This window comes from Stenotrophomonas maltophilia, assembly GCF_047497515.2.
In the GTDB taxonomy this organism is placed as follows: domain Bacteria; phylum Pseudomonadota; class Gammaproteobacteria; order Xanthomonadales; family Xanthomonadaceae; genus Stenotrophomonas.
The window spans coordinates 101,315-122,339 of the sequence record NZ_JAXAXL020000004.1 but is presented as its reverse complement, the minus strand read 5'-3'; the positions used below and the strand labels follow the sequence as shown (position 1 = coordinate 122,339).

13 protein-coding genes are annotated in these 21,025 nt (G+C 68.8%); 11 read left to right on the top strand and 2 right to left on the bottom strand.

Going from position 1 to position 21,025, the window contains the following annotated elements:
• Position 1: 1 nt before the first annotated feature.
• The 4 genes from mrcB to tsaB all read left to right on the top strand — a co-directional run bounded on the left by mrcB (position 2) and on the right by tsaB (position 6,333).
• On the top strand, positions 2 to 2,440 hold the full coding sequence (mrcB, locus tag ACMZPQ_RS09065; protein WP_197583471.1) for a penicillin-binding protein 1B: 2,439 nt from the start codon (positions 2 to 4) through the stop codon (positions 2,438 to 2,440).
• Complete coding sequence (locus ACMZPQ_RS09060) at positions 2,437 to 2,973, top strand: tetratricopeptide repeat protein (protein ID WP_197583472.1); 537 nt, start codon at positions 2,437 to 2,439, stop codon at positions 2,971 to 2,973. The genes mrcB and ACMZPQ_RS09060 overlap by 4 nt, the downstream gene beginning before the upstream one ends.
• 588 nt (positions 2,974 to 3,561) lie before the next feature.
• The gene (yoaA, locus tag ACMZPQ_RS09055) at positions 3,562 to 5,610 is read left to right on the top strand and encodes a DNA repair helicase YoaA (protein WP_197583211.1); all 2,049 of its coding nucleotides are present in this window, start codon (positions 3,562 to 3,564) and stop codon (positions 5,608 to 5,610) included.
• Between the two features lie 9 nt (positions 5,611 to 5,619).
• Positions 5,620 to 6,333 carry a tRNA (adenosine(37)-N6)-threonylcarbamoyltransferase complex dimerization subunit type 1 TsaB gene (gene tsaB / locus ACMZPQ_RS09050; protein WP_197583210.1) on the top strand — a complete coding sequence of 238 codons (714 nt, stop codon included), beginning with the start codon at positions 5,620 to 5,622 and terminating at the stop codon, positions 6,331 to 6,333.
• Between the two features lie 648 nt (positions 6,334 to 6,981).
• Here the strand turns inward: tsaB and ACMZPQ_RS09045 are convergent.
• Together ACMZPQ_RS09045 and gshB are read right to left on the bottom strand one after the other, a co-directional pair.
• A complete protein-coding gene (locus ACMZPQ_RS09045; protein ID WP_197583209.1) occupies positions 6,982 to 7,866 on the bottom strand; it encodes an energy transducer TonB family protein in 885 nt (294 codons plus the stop codon).
• Positions 7,866 to 8,813: a glutathione synthase gene (gene gshB / locus ACMZPQ_RS09040; RefSeq protein ID WP_197583208.1), complete on the bottom strand. Its 948-nt coding sequence runs from the start codon at positions 8,811 to 8,813 to the stop codon at positions 7,866 to 7,868. Before gshB ends, ACMZPQ_RS09045 begins: the two co-directional genes overlap by 1 nt.
• A 240-nt stretch (positions 8,814 to 9,053) precedes the next feature.
• On the opposite strand from gshB, the gene pilG reads away from it, so the two are divergent.
• The 7 genes from pilG to ACMZPQ_RS09005 all read left to right on the top strand — a co-directional run bounded on the left by pilG (position 9,054) and on the right by ACMZPQ_RS09005 (position 21,010).
• The gene (gene pilG / locus ACMZPQ_RS09035; RefSeq protein WP_005418455.1) at positions 9,054 to 9,455 is read left to right on the top strand and encodes a twitching motility response regulator PilG; all 402 of its coding nucleotides are present in this window, start codon (positions 9,054 to 9,056) and stop codon (positions 9,453 to 9,455) included.
• A gap of 18 nt (positions 9,456 to 9,473) precedes the next feature.
• Positions 9,474 to 9,836, top strand: a complete 363-nt coding sequence (locus ACMZPQ_RS09030; protein ID WP_005410717.1) for a response regulator — start codon at positions 9,474 to 9,476, stop codon at positions 9,834 to 9,836.
• Positions 9,836 to 10,366: a chemotaxis protein CheW gene (locus ACMZPQ_RS09025; RefSeq protein ID WP_197583207.1), complete on the top strand. Its 531-nt coding sequence runs from the start codon at positions 9,836 to 9,838 to the stop codon at positions 10,364 to 10,366. The genes ACMZPQ_RS09030 and ACMZPQ_RS09025 overlap by 1 nt, the downstream gene beginning before the upstream one ends.
• Before the next feature lie 41 nt (positions 10,367 to 10,407).
• Positions 10,408 to 12,444: a methyl-accepting chemotaxis protein gene (locus ACMZPQ_RS09020; RefSeq protein WP_049431794.1), complete on the top strand. Its 2,037-nt coding sequence runs from the start codon at positions 10,408 to 10,410 to the stop codon at positions 12,442 to 12,444.
• Positions 12,445 to 12,544: 100 nt separating this feature from the next.
• Positions 12,545 to 19,222: an Hpt domain-containing protein gene (locus ACMZPQ_RS09015; RefSeq protein ID WP_197583206.1), complete on the top strand. Its 6,678-nt coding sequence runs from the start codon at positions 12,545 to 12,547 to the stop codon at positions 19,220 to 19,222.
• Positions 19,209 to 20,549: a chemotaxis protein CheB gene (locus tag ACMZPQ_RS09010; RefSeq protein ID WP_197583205.1), complete on the top strand. Its 1,341-nt coding sequence runs from the start codon at positions 19,209 to 19,211 to the stop codon at positions 20,547 to 20,549. Before ACMZPQ_RS09015 ends, ACMZPQ_RS09010 begins: the two co-directional genes overlap by 14 nt.
• Positions 20,546 to 21,010, top strand: a complete 465-nt coding sequence (locus ACMZPQ_RS09005; RefSeq protein WP_197583204.1) for a chemotaxis protein CheW — start codon at positions 20,546 to 20,548, stop codon at positions 21,008 to 21,010. Before ACMZPQ_RS09010 ends, ACMZPQ_RS09005 begins: the two co-directional genes overlap by 4 nt.
• Positions 21,011 to 21,025 lie beyond the last annotated feature (15 nt).

The window sequence follows — 21,025 nt, the reverse complement described above, 5'->3', positions numbered from 1 at the left end:
CGTGCCCCGACGCTACGATTCCGACGACATCGACGACTTCGACGACGACCAGCAGGACGACAGTCCGCTGTGGCGGCGTCGCCTGATCACCTGGAGCATGGCTGCGGTCGCGTTGGGATTGGGTTTCCTGATTCCGTATACGCTGTACCTGAACCAGCAGGTGACCCAGCGCTTCGGTGAACTGCGCTGGCAGATCCCGACCCGTGTCTACGCGCGTCCGCTGGTGCTGGCGCCGGGCAAGGCAATGGACGCGGCGACCCTGAAGACCGAGTTGGCCGCGTCCGCCTACCGCGATGACGGGCAGGGCAAGGAGCCGGCCACCTATGCGGTAAACGGTGGGCGCTTCGTCATTTCCAGCCGGGGCTACAACGACGTCGACGGCCGGGTCGCTCCGCGCCGGCTCGAACTGTCGCTGGCCGACGGCGGCATCGCCTCCCTGCGCGACGCCGACAACCGCAAGGCGCTGAAGTCGGCGCGGCTGGACCCGGCGCGCATCGCCACCCTGTACGGGCAGAAGCAGGAAGAGCGCCGCCTGATCCGCATGGATGAAGCGCCGGACCTGCTGGTGACCGGCCTGCAGGCGGTGGAGGACAAGGACTTCAACCGCCATCACGGCATCGACCTGTCCGGCATTGCGCGCGCGGTGTGGGTGACGATCCGCTCCGGTGGCCAGAGCCGCCAGGGCGCCTCCACGCTGACCCAGCAGCTGGCCCGCAGCGGCCTGCTCGGCATCGGCAAGGAGCAGACCGTCACCCGCAAATTCAATGAAGTGCTGTACGCGCTGATCATGGAAGCGCGCTACGACAAGCGCACCATCTTCGAGGCCTACCTCAACCAGGTGTATCTGGGCCAGCGCGGCAGCCAGGCGATCCACGGCATGTCGTCGGGCGCGGAGTTCTGGTTCGGGCGTGACCTGTCGTCGCTGGAGACCGAGCAGATCGCGTTGCTGATCGGGCTGGTCAAGGGGCCCTCCTTCTACGACCCGCGGCGCAACCCGGAGCGCGCGCTGGACCGTCGCAACTTCGTGCTGGGCAAGCTGCACGAAGCGACGCTGATCGACGATGCCGAGTACCAGCGTGCACTGAAGGCACCGCTCGGTGTACCGAAGACCCCGGGCCTGGTGGCGGCCAACCGCTTCCCCGCCTATGTGGACCTGGTCCGTCGCCAGCTTGGCCATGACTACCCGGAAGCGGCGCTGCAGGGTGCCGGCCTGAGCGTGATGAGCGGCATGTCGCCGTCCGCGCAGGCCTACGCTGAAGGCGCGGTGACCCGCACCATCAAGTCGCTGGAGAGCAAGCGTCGCCCTGAACTGCAGGCCGGCATGGTGCTGACCGACGTGCACAACGGTGACGTGCTGGCGGTAATCGGCAGCCGCGAGGTGTCCGAAGTCGGCTTCAACCGTGCGATCGAGGCACAGCGCCCGGTCGGCTCGCTGCTGAAGCCGTTCGTCTACCTGCTGGCGCTGGCGCAGCCGGACCGCTACTCGCTGGCCAGCTGGGTCGACGATTCCCCGGTGACCGTGCAGCTCGGTCGCGGCCGCAACTGGAGCCCCGGCAACGCGGACAACCGCAGCCATGGCACGGTGCGCCTGATCGATGCGCTGGCGCATTCCTACAACCAGGCCACGGTACGCGTGGGCATGCAGGTCGGCCCTGAGCGCGTGACCCAGCTGATCCATGTACTGGCGGGCATCAAGGCCGATCCGAATCCGGCGGTGATCCTCGGCTCGACCGACCAGAGCCCGTACGCGATGGCGCAGCTCTACCAGTTCCTGGCATCCGGTGGCGAGATCCAGCCGCTGCATGCCGTGCGCGGCGTGCTTGATCCGCAGGGCAAGCTGCTCAAGCGCTATGACAAGACCCCGGCACCGGCACAGGAAGGCGACTCGATCGCCGCCAACCTGATCAGCGTGGGGTTGCAGCAGGTGGTCGCCAACGGTACCGCGCAACGCCTCAACGCCGATGGCCTCGGCCGCTTGCAGCCGGCCGGCAAGACCGGCACCACCAACGACGGCCGCGACAGCTGGTATGCCGGCTACACCGGCGACCACCTGGCGGTGATCTGGATCGGCAACGACCAGAACGAGCAGGCCGGCTTGTACGGCGCCACCGGTGCCATGCGGGTGTGGTCGGGCATTTTCCAGCGCCTGCCGACCGCTCCGCTGCGGGTCAGCAACAAGGGCCTGGACTGGCAGTCGGTGGCCGCCACCGGCATCAACAGCACCGATGAAGGTTGCCCGGGCGCGCGGCGTTTCCCGTTCGTCGTGGGCTATGCACCGGCCTATGCGCCGTGCGCGCCGGCCGCTTCGCCCGAGGCCCAGGAGGGTGCCGAAAGCGAAGGTGGTGGCTGGCGCAGCTGGTTCGGCCTGGACCGCAAGCCGGAGCCGCCCGCAGAACCCGCCGCTGCTCCGGCCGCGGCCACTCCCCCTCCGAGTCGATGAAAGCGATGAACATCCGAACCCTCCCGCGTCTCCTGGCTGTGACCGGCCTCAGCGTAGCCCTGGCCGCCTGCGTGAGCAGCGCCCCGCCGGTGGTCAAGCCGGTCGATGTCACCACCCCGGCGCAGCGCCTGGCCGCGGTCGATGCTGCGGCGGGTCCGGACGACAAGGAACTGTCGGTGCAGCCGCTGCGGGATTCGCAGGTGGAAGACCTGCGCGTGGCGGCGCAGGCGCAACGCCAGGCCAACGACCTGGCCGGTGCGGCCAGCAGCCTGGACCACGCATTGCAGATCGTGGCCGGGGACCCGGCGGTACTCCAGGAACGTGCCGAACTGGCGCTGCTGCAGGGCCAGTGGGCACAGGCGGAGACGTTCGCGCGCAAGGCGGTCGATCTGGGTTCGAAGACCGGTCCGCTGTGCCGCCGGCACTGGGCGACGATCGAACAGTCGCGCTTGGCGAGGGGCGAGAAGGAAAATGCGGTGTCGGCGCATGCGCAGATCGAAGGTTGCACCGTGCCGGGGATCAAGCGGTACTGAGTTTCCTGCCAACGGCGCAGCCCCTCGTGGCTGGCTGCTTGGCCGTGTAAGGCAAAAGCCGCGCTTGGCCGGGCGGGGTGGGTTCGCGGGGGACGCCGTGAACCCGTCCTTGGGGGCTTGGCCGCGGCATCCATGCCGCGGACACCCCCGCGAACCCACCCCGCCCGACCTCTGACAGTTTCCGTGCGCTGCCAGCCACGGAAAACAAAATCAAAATCAAAATCAAAATCAAAATCAAAAGCGGGTCGCGCGCTGCGCGCGCTCGCTGTAATTTCTTTTCTTTTCCCTCCGCTTCCTCCATCGCTTCTGAACCACCAGTCGAGCAAGCTCGACGCTACGAAGCATGTCCCTCCGTCACCGGGAAACTGTCGAGGGTGGGGCGGGAGGGGCAGGCAGGACCGTTGGCGCCATGGATGGCGCCATCGAGCCCCCAGGGATGGGTTTACGGCGTGTCCTGCCTGCCCCTCCCGGTCCGCCCAGCGCGTAGAAACCCAGAGCCATGAACAAGCGACGTTGCCTTTGCTTTTGCTTGTGCCCTGGCTTGAAACGGGTGCCGGGCAGAGCCCGGCCGGGTATCCTTTCCCTCTGATGTCCGACCTTGTCCATGCCAGCCGCGAAGCCCTCAGCGACGGCGGCGCGCTCGCCTCGCACCTGGATGCCTTCGTCCCGCGTCCGGCCCAGCTGCGCCTGACCGAGGCCATCGCCGATGCGTTGCAGCAGCGCGATCTGCTGCTGGCCGAGGCCGGTACCGGCACCGGCAAGACCTTCGCCTACCTGGTGCCGGTGCTGCTGTCCGGGCTGCGTACCATCATCTCCACCGGTACCCGCGCGCTGCAGGACCAGCTCTACCACCGCGATCTGCCACGCGTGCGCCAGGCGCTCGGCGTCGGCCTGCGCAGCGCGCTGCTGAAGGGGCGTGCGAACTACCTTTGCCGCTACCGCCTGCAGCAGGCGCGCGGCGAACCGCGCTTTTCCAGCCCCGAACAGGCGGCGCAGTTCCAGCGCATCCTGGCCTGGTCCGGTCGCTCGCAGTTCGGCGACATTGCCGAGCTCGATGGCCTGGCCGACGATTCGCCGCTGCTGCCGATGGTGACCTCCACCGTCGACAACTGCCTCGGCACCGATTGCCCGTTCTGGGACGACTGCTTCGTGGTGCGTGCGCGGCAACGCGCGCAGGCCGCGGATGTGGTGGTGGTCAACCATCATCTGCTGCTGGCCGACCTGGCACTGAAGCAGGATGGCTTCGGCGAACTGCTGCCAGGGGCGCAGGCGTTCGTCATCGACGAGGCCCACCAGCTGCCGGAGCTGGCCGCGCAGTTCTTCGGCGAGGGCTTCGGCATGCGCCCGTGGCAGGAGCTGGGCCGTGACTGCCTGGCCGAAGCGCGTGGCGTGGGCGGTGCACAGTCGGCGCTGCAGGCGCCGGTCGACCAGTTGCAGCAGGCGCTGCTGGCGTTGCGATCGGCGATGGAGGGATTGCCATCGCGTGGCACGCAATGGCGCGCACTGGCAATGCCGCAGGTGCGCGACGGCTTCGATACCGTGATGGCCGGCCTGGTGACACTGGAACAGGCGCTGCAGCCACTTCGCGAAGCGGCGGCGGGCCTGGATGCCTGCCATGCGCGGGCGCGCGAAGCGGTCTCGCGGCTCGGCCGCTGGCTGGGCGATGACGAGCCCAGCCTGGATTTCGATACCGATCCTGCGGACGTGGCGGGTACGGCCGATGTGCTCTGGTACGAGCTGACGCCGCGTGGCTTCCGCTGCCAGCGCACGCCCATGGATGTGTCCGGGCCGCTGCGCGAGCATCGCGAGCGAAGTCGGGCAGCATGGATCTTCACCTCCGCTACGCTGACCGTAGGCGGTGGCTTCGATCACATCGCCACGCGACTGGGTCTGGACGATCCGCATACCCTGGTCCAGCCGAGTCCGTTCAATTGGCCGGAGCAGGCGTTGTGCTACCTGCCCGAGGGCTTGCCCGATCCCGCTGCACGCGGCTTCGGCACCGCGTTGATCCAGACCCTGCGGCCGGTGCTGCAGGCGTCGCAGGGCAGGGCATTCCTGCTGTTCGCGTCGCATCGCGCCCTGCGCGAGGCCGCCGAAGCGCTGCGCGACGGGCCGTGGCCGTTGTTCGTGCAGGGCGAGGCACCGCGCGCGACGTTGCTGCAGCGCTTCCGTGAATCGGGCAATGGCGTGCTGCTCGGCTCGGCGAGTTTCCGTGAAGGCGTCGACGTGGTGGGGGAGGCGCTGAGCGTGGTGATGATCGACAAGCTGCCCTTCGCCGCTCCGGACGACCCGGTGTACGAGGCGCGGCTGGAGGCGATCCGCAGCCAGGGCGGCAACCCGTTCCGCGACGAGCAGCTGCCACAGGCGGTGATTGCGTTGAAGCAGGGGGTTGGCCGGCTGATTCGCAGCGAGAGCGACCGCGGGGTGCTGGTGCTGTGCGACCCCCGCCTGCTCAACCGCGGTTATGGCCGGGTCTTCCTCGATTCGCTGCCGCCGTTCCGCCGCACCCGCAGCCTGGCCGATGTGCAGGCCTTCTTTACGCCACAATGGGCACCTGTGGCCGATGATGCCGTGCCGACCGCCGCCCCTGCGGCAGGCCCGGAGCCGGCGCCCGGCGCCACGTTCCCTTTGTTCTGACCTGATCCGATGAAACTGCTCGCCTTTGAAACCGCCACCGAAGCCTGTTCCGTTGCCCTGCATGTCGATGGGCAGGTGCTGGAACGCTTCGAGATCGCCCCGCGCCGGCATGCCGAGCTGAGCCTGCCGTGGGCGGAGGCGCTGCTGGCCGAAGCCGGTATCAGCCGTCGCCAGCTGGATGGCATCGCGCTCAGCCGCGGTCCGGGCGCCTTCACTGGCGTACGCCTGGCGATTGCCATCGCCCAGGGCATCGCACTGGCGCTGGACCGTCCGCTGCTGCCGGTGTCGACGCTGCAGGTGCTGGCGCTGCGTGCGCCGGCGGAAGAAACACAGATCCTGTCGGCAATCGATGCGCGAATGGGCGAACTGTACGTCGCGCGCTTCGAACGCGTGGATGGCCTGCCGGTCGCGCGCGATGCCGAGCGCGTGTGCGCACCGGCTGCGGTGGCGCTGCCGGAAGGGCTGTCGGCCTACGGCGTCGGTACCGGGTTCGGCGCGGCCGAGGGCGCGCTGGTGGCACAACTGGGGGCGGGTCTGCGCGGTTTCGATGCCACTGCACTGCCGCGTGCGTCGGATGTACTGGCACTGGCGGTGCCGGCGTTCGCACGCGGCGAGGCCATCGCACCGGAGAAGGTTGAACCGGCGTACCTGCGCGACAACGTGGCGTTGACCCTGGTCGAGCAGCAGGCCGCGCGCGAGGCGAAGGCGAAGGCCAACGGCTGAGCCCCTCGTGGCGGGCGCGAAGGCACATGCCGTGGTTTGGCCGGGCGGGTGGGCTGCGCAGGGGGCGCTGCAAGTACATCCATGTAAGCTCGGTCGCCGCATCCATGCGGCTCACGCCCCTGCGCAGCCCACCCGCCCGGCCACGGACAGTTTCCGTGTGCGTCCGCCACGGAAAATCAGAAAAAAATCAAAGTCAAAAGCGGGTCGCTTCGCTCGCATCCACGCGTGGCGTGGATGTGTGTCGACCAAGGTTGACACCTACCAATAGCAAAAATGCGCCGCGATCTGTAAGAGGTGGGGCGGTGTGGGCTTGCAGGACCGTTGGCGCCATGGGCCCGAGGCACGCCTCGGGCGGGTTGGGCAGGACGCCCAACCCCGGTCTTGCCGTGTGCGCAGGACAGCGCACACGAGCAAGGCGCCATCGAGCCCCCATGGGTGAGGGCGCTTTGCTTGCGAAGCACTGCTTCGCAAGCGCCCGAACGCACAGCCGCCAGCGGCTGGGCCGGACCCCGGAGGGGGGTTTACGGCGTGTCCTGCAAGCCCACACCGCCCCGCCAAACCCAAAGCCCAACCGCAGCTCTTGATCTTGCTGTTGCAGTTGCTTGGGCTTGCAGCGGGTCCCGGGCCGCAGGCCCGGGCAACAAAACCCTACCGGTCGTCGCGTAGTTCGCCACCGGGCAGGAACACCCACGTGCGGGTCACCTGCAGGATGTCGATCGCATCGTCGGTCTTCGGCAACGGCGGGAACGGTTGTGCCAGCTTCACTACCCGCAGCGCCGCCTCATCCAGCAACGGCGTCCCGCTTGAACGCAGGATCCGGCTGCTCTCCACGCTGCCATCGCGGCGCACGCCGACGCTGATCACCACCTGGCCGCCGAGACGACGCTGCCGCGCCTCGTCCGGATAATTCAGGTTGCCGACCTGCTCGGCGCGGTCGACCCAGGCACGCAGGTAGTTGGCGTAGGCATATTCACGCGTGCTGGCCGACACGAACTTGCGGTTCGGGCGCTTGGCGTACTGCGCCGAGCGCAGGTGCACTTCGGCCGCCAGCCGCGCCATCTCCACATCGCGCTGCTCGCGTGCGGTCAGCGGTGCGTCCGGCTCGGGGCGTTCCGGGGTGGGCCGGGCCTGCGCCTGTGCCACCGTGTCCTGGCCATTGCGGCTGCTGACCACGCGTGCCTGCGGCGGCGGCACCGGGGCGGCCGCTTGTTGCTGCTGCGGCACCGGGCTCAACCCGGCCTGGGCCTGCGGCACGATGCCGGCCTGGTTGTCGCGCGGGCGCTGTGCACGGTCATGCTCGCCGCCGCCTTCCTGGCTGGCCGCAGCCAGAAAGTCGGCCTGCTTCGGGGTCAGCGCGGTGCGGGTCTGGCTGAAGATCACCTCCAGCGTCGGCACCAGCGGTGCATCGCCCTTCACCGCAAAGCCCACGCCCAGCAGCAGCAGGGCATGGACCAGGACCGACAACGCGATGGTCGCCCCCAGCCGTTGCGCTTCACGCGGCGGCGGGGGCAGCACGGCGGGCGCGGCAGCCATCAGCGCAGTCCGGCCTCGAGCGCGTCGAACAGGGTGCCGGCGATGTTCAGGCCGTACTGTGCGTCCAGCTCACGCACGCAGGTCGGGCTGGTCACGTTGACCTCGGTCAGGTAATCGCCGATCACGTCCAGGCCGACGAACCGCATGCCGCGGCGCTTCATCTCCGGGCCTACCTGGGCGGCGATCCAGCGGTCGCGCTCGCTCAGCGGGCGGCCTTCGCCGCGGCCGCCGGCGGCCAGGTTGCCGCGGAATTCGTCACCCTGCGGGATGCGTGCCAGGCAGTAGTCGACCGGCTCGCCATCGACCAGCAGGATGCGCTTGTCGCCGGCCGTGATGTCGGGAATGAACTTCTGGGCCAGCGCCAGCTTGCGGCCGCCGTCGGTCAGCGTTTCCAGGATCACGTTCAGGTTCGGGTCGCCCTGGCCGCTGCGGAAGATCGAGCGGCCGCCCATGCCGTCCAGCGGCTTCAGCACGGCCTGGCCGTGTTCCAGCGCGAAGGCCTTCAGGGCCTTCGCGTCGCGGCTGACCAGGGTCGGCGGGCAGCACTGCGGGAACAGCAGGGCGGCCAGCTTCTCGTTGTAGTCGCGCAGGCCCTGCGGGTTGTTGACCACGCAAGCGCCAGCGGCAGCGGCCACGTCCAGCACCTGGGTGTCGTAGACGTACTCGGCGTCGACCGGCGGGTCCTTGCGCATCAGCACGATCTGGCCAGGACCGAACGCTGTGCGGCTGAACGCGCCCAGCTCATACCAGCCGGCCGGGTCGTCGCGCACCTGCAGCGGCGCGGTCTGGGCCACCGCCACGCCGCCTTCCAGGGCCAGTCCGCCCGGCCGCACGTAGTGCAGGGCGTGGCCGCGGCGCTGGGCCTCCAGCAGCATGGCGAAGGTGGTGTCCTTGGCGATCTTGATGTGGGCGATGGGGTCCATCACCACGATGACGTTCAACGGCATGGGCGCACCTGTCAGGCAAGGCGTTGATGGTAGCGGCAACGCCGCCCGCGCGCCTCCCCGTCGTACTGCAACGCAGCGTCCGCCCGGCGCCCGCGCACTCATTGCGAAACCCGTCACGTTCAGCAGGGCGCCGCGCCCTGCGCGGTGGGGCGGCCTTGAAGCGGGCGCGGAAAGTGCGATATAGATACGCTTTCGTAGCGGCCCCCGCCACAGATCGGGCCGTTCGCTTGGGGATAGGCAATGACTGAAAACACGACTGCGGGCGGGGAACTCGCAGGACTCCGGGTGATGGTCATCGATGATTCGAAGACCATCCGCAGGACTGCGGAAACACTGCTCAAGCGCGAAGGCTGCGAGGTGGTCACCGCCACCGACGGCTTTGAAGCGCTGGCGAAGATCGCAGACCAGCAACCGCAGATCATCTTCGTCGACATCATGATGCCGCGCCTGGACGGGTACCAGACCTGTGCGCTGATCAAGGGCAACCAGCTGTTCAAGGCGACCCCGGTCATCATGCTCTCGTCCAAGGATGGCCTGTTCGACAAGGCGCGGGGACGCATCGTCGGCTCGGAGCAGTACCTGACGAAGCCTTTCACGCGTGAAGAACTGCTGGGTGCCATCCGCACATACGTCAACGCCTGACCAGGGGGGAAAGGCACAATGGCTCGTATCGTTCTGATCGAGGATTCACCGACCGACCGCGCGGTGTTCACCCAGTGGCTGCGCCGTGCCGGCCACGAGGTGCTGGAAGCGGACAACGCCGAGGATGGACTGCAGCTGGTCCGCGACCAGGTGCCGCAGCTGGTGCTGATGGACGTGGTCCTGCCCGGCATGAGCGGCTTCCAGGCGACCCGGGCGATGGCCCGTGACGCGGCGATCAAGCACATCCCGGTGATCATCGTCAGCACCAAGGCGATGGAAACCGACAAGGCATGGGGCCTGCGCCAGGGCGCAGCCGATTACATCGTCAAGCCGCCGCGCGAGGATGAACTGATCGCGCGGATCAACGAACTGGTGGCCTGATGCGCTCGCCCTTCGACATTCTCGAAGCCTACGAACGGCGCAGCCTGGCCCATGCGGTGCAGCTGCCCGAGCGGCAGTTCGCCCAGGACCTCTGGCGTGGCGTGGGGTACCGCGTCGGCCAGCGCCGGTTGGTGTCCGATTTCCGCGAAGTGGTGGAAATCGTGCCGATGCCGCCGGTCACCCCGGTGCCGTGCGCGCAGCCGTGGCTGCTGGGCGTGGGCAACCTGCGCGGCAACCTGTTCCCGGTGGTCGACCTGAAGTACTTCATGGAAGGCGCGCGTACCGTGCAGCAGGAAGGCCAGCGCGTGCTGATCATGCGCCAGGCCGGCGGCGACGTCGCGCTGACCATCGATGAACTGTTCGGCCAGCGCAGCTTCGAACTGAGCCAGCAGATCGCGGCCGGCACGCTGGCCGAAGGGCGCTACGGCCATTTCGTCGACCGCGCCTTCCATGCCGACGGCCATGACTGGGGCGTGTTCTCGCTCTCGCTGCTGTCGCGCACCCCTGAATTCCGGCAAGCCGCGGCCTGAGGCCGGGCATCGCCCCCTGCATTGAAGATCGAGGTTGAACGATGAGTACTGCTTCGGACGCCACCAAATCCGGCAAGCTGCGGCTGGGCGGCAGCAACCTCTGGCTGTTCCTGCTGCTGGCATCGATGATCCTGTTCGGCGTCAACACCGGCGTCGCCACCTGGCAGGGCAGCCGCCTGGCGGACGCCGGCTCCAAGGCCGCCGACCTGCAGGTGCTGTCGCAGCAGCTGGCCAACCAGGGCCGTGACGCAGTCGGCGGCAACGCGCAGGCGTTCACCGCCTTCAAGGCAACCCGCAACGCGATCGAGCAGAACGTGTCGACCCTGCAGGGGCGCTACGGCAAGGAGCCGGGTGTGTCCGGCGCGATCACCACGCTGGGTGAAACCTGGGCGCCGCTGGGCAAGCAGGCCGGGCAGCTGGTCGCCAGTGAGCCGGCGGTGCTGGCGCTGGCCGGCAACGCCAACAACTTCACCGGCGCGGTGCCGGGCCTGCAGGCCCAGCTGAACGAGCTGGTGCGCGCGATGTCTGCCTCCGGCGCACCGTCGGCGCAGGTGTACAGCGCACTGCAGCAGGTGGTGGTGGCCGGTTCGATGGCCCGCCGCGTGACCGAAATGCGGGCCGGCGGCAGCGCCGCGGCCACCGCCGGTGACGCGCTGGCCCGCGACATCACCGTGTTCTCGCAGGTGCTCGACGGCCTGCGCAACGGCAACGAAGAACTGGGCATCACCGCCGTGCGCGGTGCCGCCGCCGTGGCCGCGCTGGAACAGTCCCAGCAGAAGTGGCAGGCGATGAAGCAGGACGCCGACGCGATCCTGGCCAGCTCGCGCCAGTTGTTCGCCGCGCAGTCGGCCGCCACCGCACTGGGCCAGGGCTCGGCGCACATGCTGGACGACAGCCGCAAGCTGTTCGAAGCGTTCTCCTCGTTCGGCTCGGTGTCCGATACCCGCCTGTTCCCGAACTTCTGGATCGGCGTGGTGTCCGGCGCGCTGTCGCTGATCGCGATCATCGGCTTCGTCTCCACCAACGTGCGCAGCCGCTCGCGCGAGCAGGAGCTGCGCTACCAGACCCAGGTGGAGTTCAACAGCCGCAACCAGCAGGCGATCATGCGGCTGCTGGACGAAATCTCCTCGCTCGGTGAGGGTGACCTGACCGTCAAGGCCTCGGTGACCGAGGACATGACCGGCGCCATCGCCGACGCAATCAATTACGCGGTCGACGAGCTGCGCCACCTGGTGACCACCATCAACGACACCTCGGCCAAGGTCGCGCTGTCCACCCAGGAAACGCAGGCCACCGCCATGCAGCTGGCAGAGGCCGCCGGCCACCAGGCCAACCAGATCACCTCGGCCTCGGACCGCATCGGCGAAATCGCGGCGAGCATCGAGCAGGTGTCGCGCAACTCGGCCGAGTCGGCCGACGTGGCACAGCGCTCGGTGGTGATCGCCGCCGAGGGTGCCGGCGTGGTGCGCGAGACCATCCAGGGCATGGACCAGATCCGCGACCAGATCCAGGAAACCTCCAAGCGCATCAAGCGCCTGGGCGAGTCGTCGCAGGAAATCGGCTCGATCGTGGAACTGATCAACGACATTTCCGAGCAGACCAACATCCTGGCGTTGAACGCCGCCGTGCAGGCGGCGTCGGCGGGTGAAGCGGGCCGCGGTTTCGCGGTCGTGGCCGACGAAGTGCAGCGCCTGGCAGAACGTACCTCGGGCGCGACCCGGCGCATCGAGAACCTGGTGCAGGCGATTCAGGCCGATACCAACGAAGCGGTCACCTCGATGGAACAGACCACCGCCGAAGTGGTGTCCGGTGCGCGCCTGGCCGAGGATGCGGGCACCGCGCTGACCGAGATCGAGCGCGTGTCCAATGCACTGAACACCCTCATCAAGAACATATCCATCGCCGCCCAGCAGCAGTCCGCGGCGGCTTCGGACATCACCCGCACCATGGGCGTGATCCGGCAGATCACCGGGCAGACCTCGCAGGGTGCCGGGCAGACGGCCGAGTCGATCGGCCACCTCGCGCAGCTGGCGGCGGACCTGCGTCGTTCGGTCGCCGACTTCAAGCTGCCGGCGTGACGCGGGCAGGGCGGCGAGCAAGGAATCCCTCGATGAAGCATTTCCATTCCCCACGCCAGAACTCGCGCGGCCTCCGCGCGGCGGCGAACGGAGCGCGTCCATGAGCAGTCTGCGCGATGCGATGAGCCACGCAGCACTGGGCTGGGTCAAGCCCGAGCTGGACGAGACCCTGCGCCAGGTGCGCAACGAGGTCGAGTACTACGCCGAAGATCCGACCGATGCCAGCCGCATGCGCATCTGCGCGGGCTACCTGCACCAGGTGCAGGGCACCTTGCGCATGGTCGAGCTGTACGCTCCGGCGATGGTGGCCGAGGAGCTGGAACAGCTGTCCAATGCCATCGGTGCCGGCCAGGTGGCCGACCGCGACGAGGCCTGCGCGACGCTGATGCGCGGCAGCGTGCTGTTGCCCGATTACCTGGAGCGCCTGCAGAACGGCCACCGCGACATTCCGATCGTGCTGATGCCGCTGCTCAACGAGATCCGTGCCGCGCGCGGCGAAGAGGGCGTGCATGACAGCGTGCTGCTGGCCTTCGCACCGGACAGCGTCACCGCCACCGAGGCCGAACTGGACCACGCCCGTGGCAGCCTGAGCGGGCGCAACCGCGAGCTGCTGGATACCGTCGGCAGCGCGGTGAAGGAAGAACTGCTGCGCATCAAGGATGCGCTGGACCTGCACCTGCGCACCGGTGGTGCGCCGGAACAGCTGCAGACCCAGGCCAACGAGCTCGGCGCGGTGGCCGATACGCTGGGCATGATGGGCCTGGGCGTGGCCCGCGGCGTGGTCGTGCAGCAGCGCGACGCGCTGCGTGGCGTGGTCGAGGGCCGCCAGCAGATCGACGAGAACCTGCTGCTGGATATTGCCGGTGCGCTGCTCTACGTCGATGCCTCGCTGGACGACCAGGTCGCCCATCTGGGCGCCGGCGGCAGTGGCGAGGACGACCCGAGCGCGGTCGAGAACCGGCGCACGGTGGAGGTGCTGGCACATGAAGCCATCGCCAACTTCGCCGCGGCGCGCGAACACTTCGTCGCCTTCATCGAAACCAGCTGGAACCATGCCGAGCTGCAGGACGTGCCGCGCCTGCTGGGCGACGTGGCCGGTGCACTGCGCATGCTTGATCTGGGCACCGCTGCCGATTACCTGCGCGGTGTACAGCAGTACATCGAAGCCGAGCTGATCGGGCGCCAGCGCGTGCCCAGCGGCCGCCAGCTGGACACCCTGGCCGATGCCATGGCCAGCCTGGAGTATTACCTGGAAGCCCTGCGCGACCGCCGTCCAGGCCGCGAGGACATCCTCGACATCACCCGCAGCAGCCTGGAGGCACTGCGCTACTGGCCGCTGCCGGACCGCAACGCGGTCGAGCCCGCGCCGTTCGCCCCCCAGCCGGTTGAACGCGAGGCGGTCGCACTGCAGGCCGATGCAATGCAGCCGGAGCGCATCGAAATACCGGTGCAGCCGGCCGCACCTGCGGCGGGCAGCGTGCCGGTGCCACTGCCGGACTTCACCTTCGATCCGCCACCGGCCGCACCCGCAGCAGAGGTTGTCGACAACAGCCTGATGTTCGGCGCGCTGGGCACCGCTGCGATCAGCGCGGCTGCCGCGCCGCTGTCGCTGCAGGACGACGCGGATGCGCCGCTGGTCTTTGCAGCGTCCAGTGCACCCGCACCGGAAGTCCCGCAATGGGATCTTGCGCCGTTCCATCCGGAGGGCGACCCGCTCGCGCCGACCGCCGATGCGCGCAGCCCGACCTTCGCCAGCTTCGACCCGGTCAGTTTTGAACAGGCCGATGCGGAGCAGGTCGCTGCAACGCAGTGGAACCTGTCGGAGGCACTGCCGTCGGCCCTGACCGATGCGACTGCGTTGGAAGTCGAAGACCAGGCCGACGCCGTGGTCTCCATCGACACCGGGGCGTCTGCCGCGCCGGCGTTCGATCCGGTGGCCGCCGAGCACGATGCGGTTGCCGAAGGCGACGACGTGGTGTTCCGTTTCGACGCCGATGCGCTGGACAACGCCGACGACGTGCTGTCGCTGCACGCCATGGAAACGCTGTCGCTGGACGACGATGCCGCGCCGCTGCCCTCGCGGGAGAGCGAGGGCGCTGGGTTCGTGCCATGGGCCGATGCGCCTTCCGGCCGTGTTGACGAGGTGACTGAAGGTACCGACGAGGCGACCGCGCCATCGATCGAAGCGGCGCCGGCCGAAGAGGCCGCGCCGGTCACCGCGAGCTCGGCGACGGCGGTGTCGGTGATCGACATCGACACCATCGCACCCATCGATTTCAGCGAAGCCGACGCACAGTTCTTCGCCGAGTTGAGTGCCGCCGCTGCGGACTTCAATCCGCAGGCGCAGGCCGCGCCAGCCGGCGCTGAATCGCCGGCCGCGGACGATGCTGGCGCCGGCTTCGAGGCGGGCTTCGACGACGACGCCGAGAACATCGACGAGGACATCCGCGAGGTGTTCCTGGAAGAGTTCGATGACGAACTGGGCAACCTCGGCACCCTGCTGCCGGCGTGGCGCATGCAGCCGGACAACATGGACCGGCTGCGGCCGATCCGGCGCATTTTCCATACCCTCAAGGGCAGTGGTCGCCTGGTCGGTGCGCGCACCCTGGGCGAATTCGCCTGGAAGATCGAGGGCATGCTCAATCGCGTGCTCGAAGGCAGCCGTCCGGCATCGCCGGCAGTGCTGGCGATGGTCGACAACGCGCACGCCGCGCTGCCGCAGCTGAACGCCGCGCTGCGCCATGGCCAGCGCATCAACGTCGACCTGCAGGCGATGCAGGCCATCGCCGACCGTGTCGGTGCGGGTGAGGAAACCTTCTACGTGCCGCTGCCGGTTGCCGCTGCACCGGCGGCTCCTGTAGCCGATGCCGAGGGTGAAGAAGAGGACGCGATCACCCGCATCCTCGAGGCCGAGGCCATGGCATCGGTGCAGGCCGAAACCGAAGCCGAAGCCGAAGCCGCACCGGTGGCCGAAGCGCCGGGCACACCCGCCAACATCGACAGCGTGCTGCGCGAGATCCTCGAAGCCGAAGTGGAGGTCCACCAGGCGACCCTGCTGGACTGGCTGCGTTCGGCGCAGCAGGCACCGCAGCCGGTCAGCGATGCGCTGCTGCGCGCAGTGCACACCATGAACGGCGCGTTCGCGATGACCGAAGTGCCGGAGATCACCGCGGTCACCGGCGGTGCCGAGTCCTACATCAAGCGCGCGCTGGCCGCCGAAGTGGTGCCGGGCGAGGAAGGCGTGGCCGCGCTGGACGCGACTGCGCAGGCGATCACCGCGACCATGCAGGCGCTGCAGGCCGAACAGCCGCGCGTCGTGCCGCAGGAGGCGCTGGTGCAGCGCCTGCAGGCACTGGCTGGCGAGCTGCCGGAAGCGCGCTGGCCGATGGTCGGCCTGGACGACCACGACGATGATCTGGCGTTCGATGCCGAGGCCGGCACCGATGCCGATGCCGATGCGCTGGCCGAGGTTGAAATCGAGGATGCGCCGCAGCTGCGTGCCGAACAGGAACCGTCGCCTGCGCCCGCGCTGGAAGCGATTGCAGACGTCCCCCCGCTGACCGACCGCGACGGCCCGATCGACGCTGACCTGCAGGTCGCCGAGCTGACCGGAAGCGACGATCTCTCGCGCTACTTCGACGCCGGATGGCCCTCGGTTCCGGGCGAAGGCGAGACCACTGCCGATGCCACCGGATCGATTGAATCGATCCAGATCGATGCGGTGGACGTCGCAACGTCCGCAACCGACGAACAGCAGGCATTGACCGTACTGTCGCCCGACGACGAAGCCGGCCTGACCGGTATCGACGACCTGTCGCCGTATCTGGATGCCAGCACGCTGCCGGTCGATGACCGTGATGCGGACGACAGCGTTGCCGCCGTCGAGCTCGACGCCAGCGACCTGAATGCGCAGCTGTCGACGCACATCGACGTTGCGGACGAAGACGTCCTCGAAGACGCTGCTGCATTGCCACTCGACAGCGAGCTGTCGAGCCTGCAGGATGAAATGGCTGCGCCGGGTTTTGCAGAACCGGTCACGCTGGCAGCCGCGCTCGAGGCCGGCCTGCACGTGATCGAGGAAGAGCAGACCCTGGCCGACGACGGGCAATGGCCCGTGCTCGGTCTGCAGGCCAGCGAACTCGCGCCGGGCGAGGCGGAAGCCTTTGCCGAGGATGCGGACGTCGGCGGGGAGGCGGCGGTCGGTGAAGGAGAGAGCGCCGACCAGCCGTCCCCGGCGACGGTGAATGCCCCCGCTGCGGCAGTCGCAGCGCAGGGCGGTATCGTGCCGGTGCGTTTGTTCGAACTGGAAGATGCGCCAGGCCAGAACCCCACGCCGGCCGATCCGATCGAAGACGAAAGCGAGCACCCGGACGTCGGGGAACTGCCGGCTGACGCCGCTATTGAAGCGGAGGCTGATGAAGGCGCCGACGCCCTCGATTTCAGCGTGTACGATCGTGAGCTGGTCGACATCTTCGTCGAGGAAGGCAAGGATCTGCTCGACCACTGCGATGGCCTGATCAGCGAGCTGCGCGATGCGCCGCAGGACCGCGAGGCGCTGGCTGGCCTGCAGCGTGATCTGCACACCCTGAAGGGCGGCGCACGCATGGCCGGCATCAATGCCATCGGCGACCTGGGCCACAGCATCGAATCGCTGCTGGAGGCGGTAGCCGCCGGCCGCACTGAGATCGAACGCCGCGACGTGCAGTTGCTGGAGCGCGGTTTCGATCGCCTGCACCAGCTGCTTACCCGTACCGGTGCCCACCGCGTGGTCGAGCCGGCACAGGACCTGGTCGATGCCTTCGAGGTCCGCACCACCACCGATATCGCAGCGGCCGCGCGTGCGGCCAGCCAGATCGAAGCCGCGCCGGAACCGATCGCCAGCCCGTCGCTCGGCATCGTTGATGCGCCGCTGTCGGCGCCGCTGCCGGCTGAGGGCACGGCTGAGGAAGACCCGCTGGCGCGTCCGCAGCAGGAACAGGTGCGCGTGCGCGCCGATCTGCTCGACCGCCTGGTCAACCATGCCGGTGAAGTGGCGATCTACCGTTCGCGCCTGGAACAGCAGCTCGGCGCCTTCCGTGGCGCGATGGGCGAACTGGAGCGCACCAATGCGCGACTGCGCGACCAGCTGCGCCGCCTCGATCTGGAAACCGAAGCGCAGATCGTCGCGCGCTACCAGCGCGAGCAGGACCAGGCCGACCAGAAGTTCGATCCGCTGGAACTGGACCGCTTCTCCACCCTGCAGCAGCTCAGCCGTGCGCTGAACGAATCGGCGGCCGACCTTGGTGGCCTGCAGGGCGTGCTGGACGATCTGTCGCGCCAGTACGACTCGCTGCTGCAACAGCAGTCGCGCGTCAGCTCGGAACTGCAGGATGGCCTGATGCGCGCGCGCATGGTGCCGTTCGATGGCCTGGTGCCGCGCCTGCGCCGCGTGGTCCGCCAGTCCGGCATGGATACCGGCAAGCAGGTGCACCTGACCCTGGAAGGTACCCATGGCGAACTGGATCGCAACGTGCTCGACCGCATGGTCGCGCCGCTGGAGCACATGCTGCGCAATTCCGTGGCCCACGGCCTGGAAGCGCCGGAACAGCGCCGCGCCGCGGGCAAGCCGGAGGAAGGCGAGATCGCCATCCGCCTGCACCGTGAAGGTTCGGAAATCGTGCTGGAAGTGGCCGACGATGGTGCCGGCCTGGACCGCGAGGCGATCCGCCGCCGTGCCATCGACCGTGGCCTGCTGGCCGCCGATGCACAACCGGGCGAGCAGGAGCTGGACAACCTGATCTTTGCCTCCGGGTTCTCCACGGCCGACCAGGTCAGCCAGCTGGCCGGCCGTGGCGTCGGCATGGACGTGGTGCGCAACGAAGTGCGCCAGCTGGGTGGCACGGTCGACATCCAGTCGGTGCGTGGCCAGGGCGTGCGCTTCACCCTGCGCCTGCCGCAGACGCTCGCGGTTACCCAGGCGGTGTTCGTGCAGATCGGCGAAACCACCTTTGCAGTACCGGTAGCGTCGGTGAGCGGTATCGGCCGCCTGTCGCGTGAACGTTTCGAAGCTGCCGACAGCAACTATCGCTACAGCGGCGAAGACTATCCGCTGTATGACCTCGGCAGCCTGGTCGGGCAGGCCCCGGCGCGTGCCGATGGCCAGGACCAGGTGCCGTTGCTGCTGGTACGCGCGGGCGATCTGCGGGCCGCGGTGGCGATCGACCAGGTGCTCGGCAACCGCGAAATCGTGGTCAAGCCGGTCGGCCTGCAGATCGCCTCGGTGCCTGGCATCTACGGTGCCACCATCACCGGCGATGGCCGGGTGGTGGTGATCCTGGACGTGGCCCCGCTGGTGCGCCGCTTCCTCGCCAACCCGACGCTGCCGGTGCTGGCCAATGTGCCGCGCCAGGAGCGCCAGGTGCCGCTGGTGATGGTGGTCGACGACTCGCTGACCATGCGCAAGGTGACCGGCCGCATCCTAGAGCGCCACAACTTCGAGGTCGGTGTTGCCCGTGACGGCGTGGAAGCGCTGGAGCGGCTGGAGGAGCGCGTGCCCGACCTGATGCTGCTCGATATCGAGATGCCGCGCATGGATGGCTACGAGTTGGCCACCGCGATGCGCGCCGATCCGCGCTACAGGGATGTGCCGATCGTGATGATCACCTCGCGCAGCGGCGACAAGCACCGCCAGCGCGCCTTCGAGATCGGTGTCCAGCGCTACCTGGGCAAGCCGTACCAGGAGCTGGACCTGATGCGTAACGTGTACGACCTGCTGGGGATCGCCCGTGTCCGTGAGTGAAACCCATGCGGCCCCGGCCGTTGCCCTGCTGGCCCGCCCCGGTGCGGCGCGCGAGCGCCTGCGCGAGGCGCTGTCGCACGCCGACGTGCAGCTGGTGCTGGAAGACGACCCCAACAGCCTGGAGCCGCAGCTGCTGCAGGACGCCCGCCCGCAGATCGTGGTGATCGCGCTGGAAGCGGCCATCGAAGATGCGCTGGAGCGCCTGGAAACCGTGTTGTCCGCGCCCGGCCTGACCCTGGTGTTCGACGAAGCCGAGCTGGCCGCGCGCCGCGATGGCTGGGAAGCGCAGCGCTGGGGCCGTCACCTGGCCGCCAAGCTGCACGGCCACCAGCAGGTACTGCCGCCCGGTGCGGAAGAGGAACCGAGCCTGCAGCTGGAACCGGGCCACCCGGCACCCGCGCCGGCACCCCAGGAAGAGGCATTGCAGCCCCACCTGGAGCAGGCGCTGAGCTGGGCCGACGACGTGCCGGCCGACGGCCTCTACGCGCCGCCTGCACAGCTGCAGGAGCCGATCGCATTGGAACAGGCGCTGGCGGCGCTGCAGCCGGTCGTGCCCGAACCGCTGGAGGCGCCGGCACTGCCATCGCCACCGGAGGTCGTGCCCGCAACGCCGAAGGCCCCCCCGGTGTCCTTCGACCACACCGCGTGGTCGCTGGTCGATGACGCCGCCGCAGAGCCCAAATCCGCGGCCGAGGTCGCCGCGGTCGAAGCGCCGCGGCCGTCGTTCGATACCGACCATCTGAGCCTGGTGGATCTGGATGCCGCGGCGCCCTCGGCTGCGCGCGCCGGATCGCTGCTGGTGCTGGCCGGCATCGGTGGTCCCGATGCCCTGCGTCGCCTGCTTGGCGCGCTGCCGTCAGCGCTGGGCGTGCCAGTGCTGGTGCACATGCGCCTGGATGGGGGCCGCTACGGCAACCTGGTCAAGCAGATGGCGCGCGTATCGCCGTTGCCGGTGCAGCTGGCTGAAGCGGGCCAGCGCGCAGTACCCGGTGAAGTGCATGTGCTTGCCGACGACATCGGCGTGCGCGTGGCCAGCGATGGCCTGCATTTCCTCAGTGACGCCGGCGGCATTTCGCTTGCCGCGCTGCCGGCCGAACACACCGCGCTGGTGCTGCTCAGTGGTGCCGACCTGGCCCATGTCGGTCCCGCGCTGGACCTCGCCGCGGCCGGTGCCTGGGTGGCAGGGCAGGTGGGTGAGGGCTGTTATGACCCGGCCGCGGCCACCGCGGTCGTCGCCGCCGGCATGGTGGCCGGTGAGCCGCAGGAACTGGCGCAGGCCATTGCCGCGCGCTGGGGCGAGCAGGATGACAACGGAGAGGCACCATGAGCTACGCCAGCAATGACGAAATCCGCGGCGTCCTGATCCAGGCCGGCAACGAGCGCGTGCTGCTGCCCAACGCCACCGTGGCCGAAATGATGTCACGCGTGCCGGTGCAGCCGGTCGCCGATGCGCCGCGCTGGCTGGTCGGCGAGATCGGCTGGCATGGCTGGCAGGTGCCACTGGTGTCGTTCGCGCGCCTGTCCGGGCTGGGCGAGGAAACCGTAGGCGGGCACAACAAGGTGGTGGTGCTGAAAGCACTGAGCGGCAATGCACAGCGCCCGTACTACGCACTGCTGACGCAGAATTTCCCGCAGCTGATCTCGGTGCCGCGCGACGGCCTGCTGGCCGACGCGTCCGAGGAAACCCTGCCGCAGACCGTGCACATGCGCGTCCTGCTGGGTGAGCAGAGCGCGCTGCTGCCGAACCTGGACGCGCTGGAAACAGCGCTGGATTCGCTGGCCGCCTGATCCACCAGACGGTAG

What these genes read in the sequence shown, in the direction of transcription:
- ACMZPQ_RS09020 (WP_049431794.1), top strand. Translation starts at nt 10,408, where the DNA reads ATGAGTACTGCTTCGGACGCCACCAAATCCGGCAAGCTGCGGCTGGGC.
- ACMZPQ_RS09030 (WP_005410717.1), top strand. Translation starts at nt 9,474, where the DNA reads ATGGCTCGTATCGTTCTGATCGAGGATTCACCGACCGACCGCGCGGTG.
- ACMZPQ_RS09060 (WP_197583472.1), top strand. Translation starts at nt 2,437, where the DNA reads ATGAAAGCGATGAACATCCGAACCCTCCCGCGTCTCCTGGCTGTGACC.
- yoaA (WP_197583211.1), top strand. Translation starts at nt 3,562, where the DNA reads ATGTCCGACCTTGTCCATGCCAGCCGCGAAGCCCTCAGCGACGGCGGC.
- ACMZPQ_RS09025 (WP_197583207.1), top strand. Translation starts at nt 9,836, where the DNA reads ATGCGCTCGCCCTTCGACATTCTCGAAGCCTACGAACGGCGCAGCCTG.
- gshB (WP_197583208.1), bottom strand. Translation starts at nt 8,813, where the DNA reads ATGCCGTTGAACGTCATCGTGGTGATGGACCCCATCGCCCACATCAAG.
- ACMZPQ_RS09005 (WP_197583204.1), top strand. Translation starts at nt 20,546, where the DNA reads ATGAGCTACGCCAGCAATGACGAAATCCGCGGCGTCCTGATCCAGGCC.
- ACMZPQ_RS09015 (WP_197583206.1), top strand. Translation starts at nt 12,545, where the DNA reads ATGAGCAGTCTGCGCGATGCGATGAGCCACGCAGCACTGGGCTGGGTC.
- tsaB (WP_197583210.1), top strand. Translation starts at nt 5,620, where the DNA reads ATGAAACTGCTCGCCTTTGAAACCGCCACCGAAGCCTGTTCCGTTGCC.
- pilG (WP_005418455.1), top strand. Translation starts at nt 9,054, where the DNA reads ATGACTGAAAACACGACTGCGGGCGGGGAACTCGCAGGACTCCGGGTG.
- ACMZPQ_RS09045 (WP_197583209.1), bottom strand. Translation starts at nt 7,866, where the DNA reads ATGGCTGCCGCGCCCGCCGTGCTGCCCCCGCCGCCGCGTGAAGCGCAA.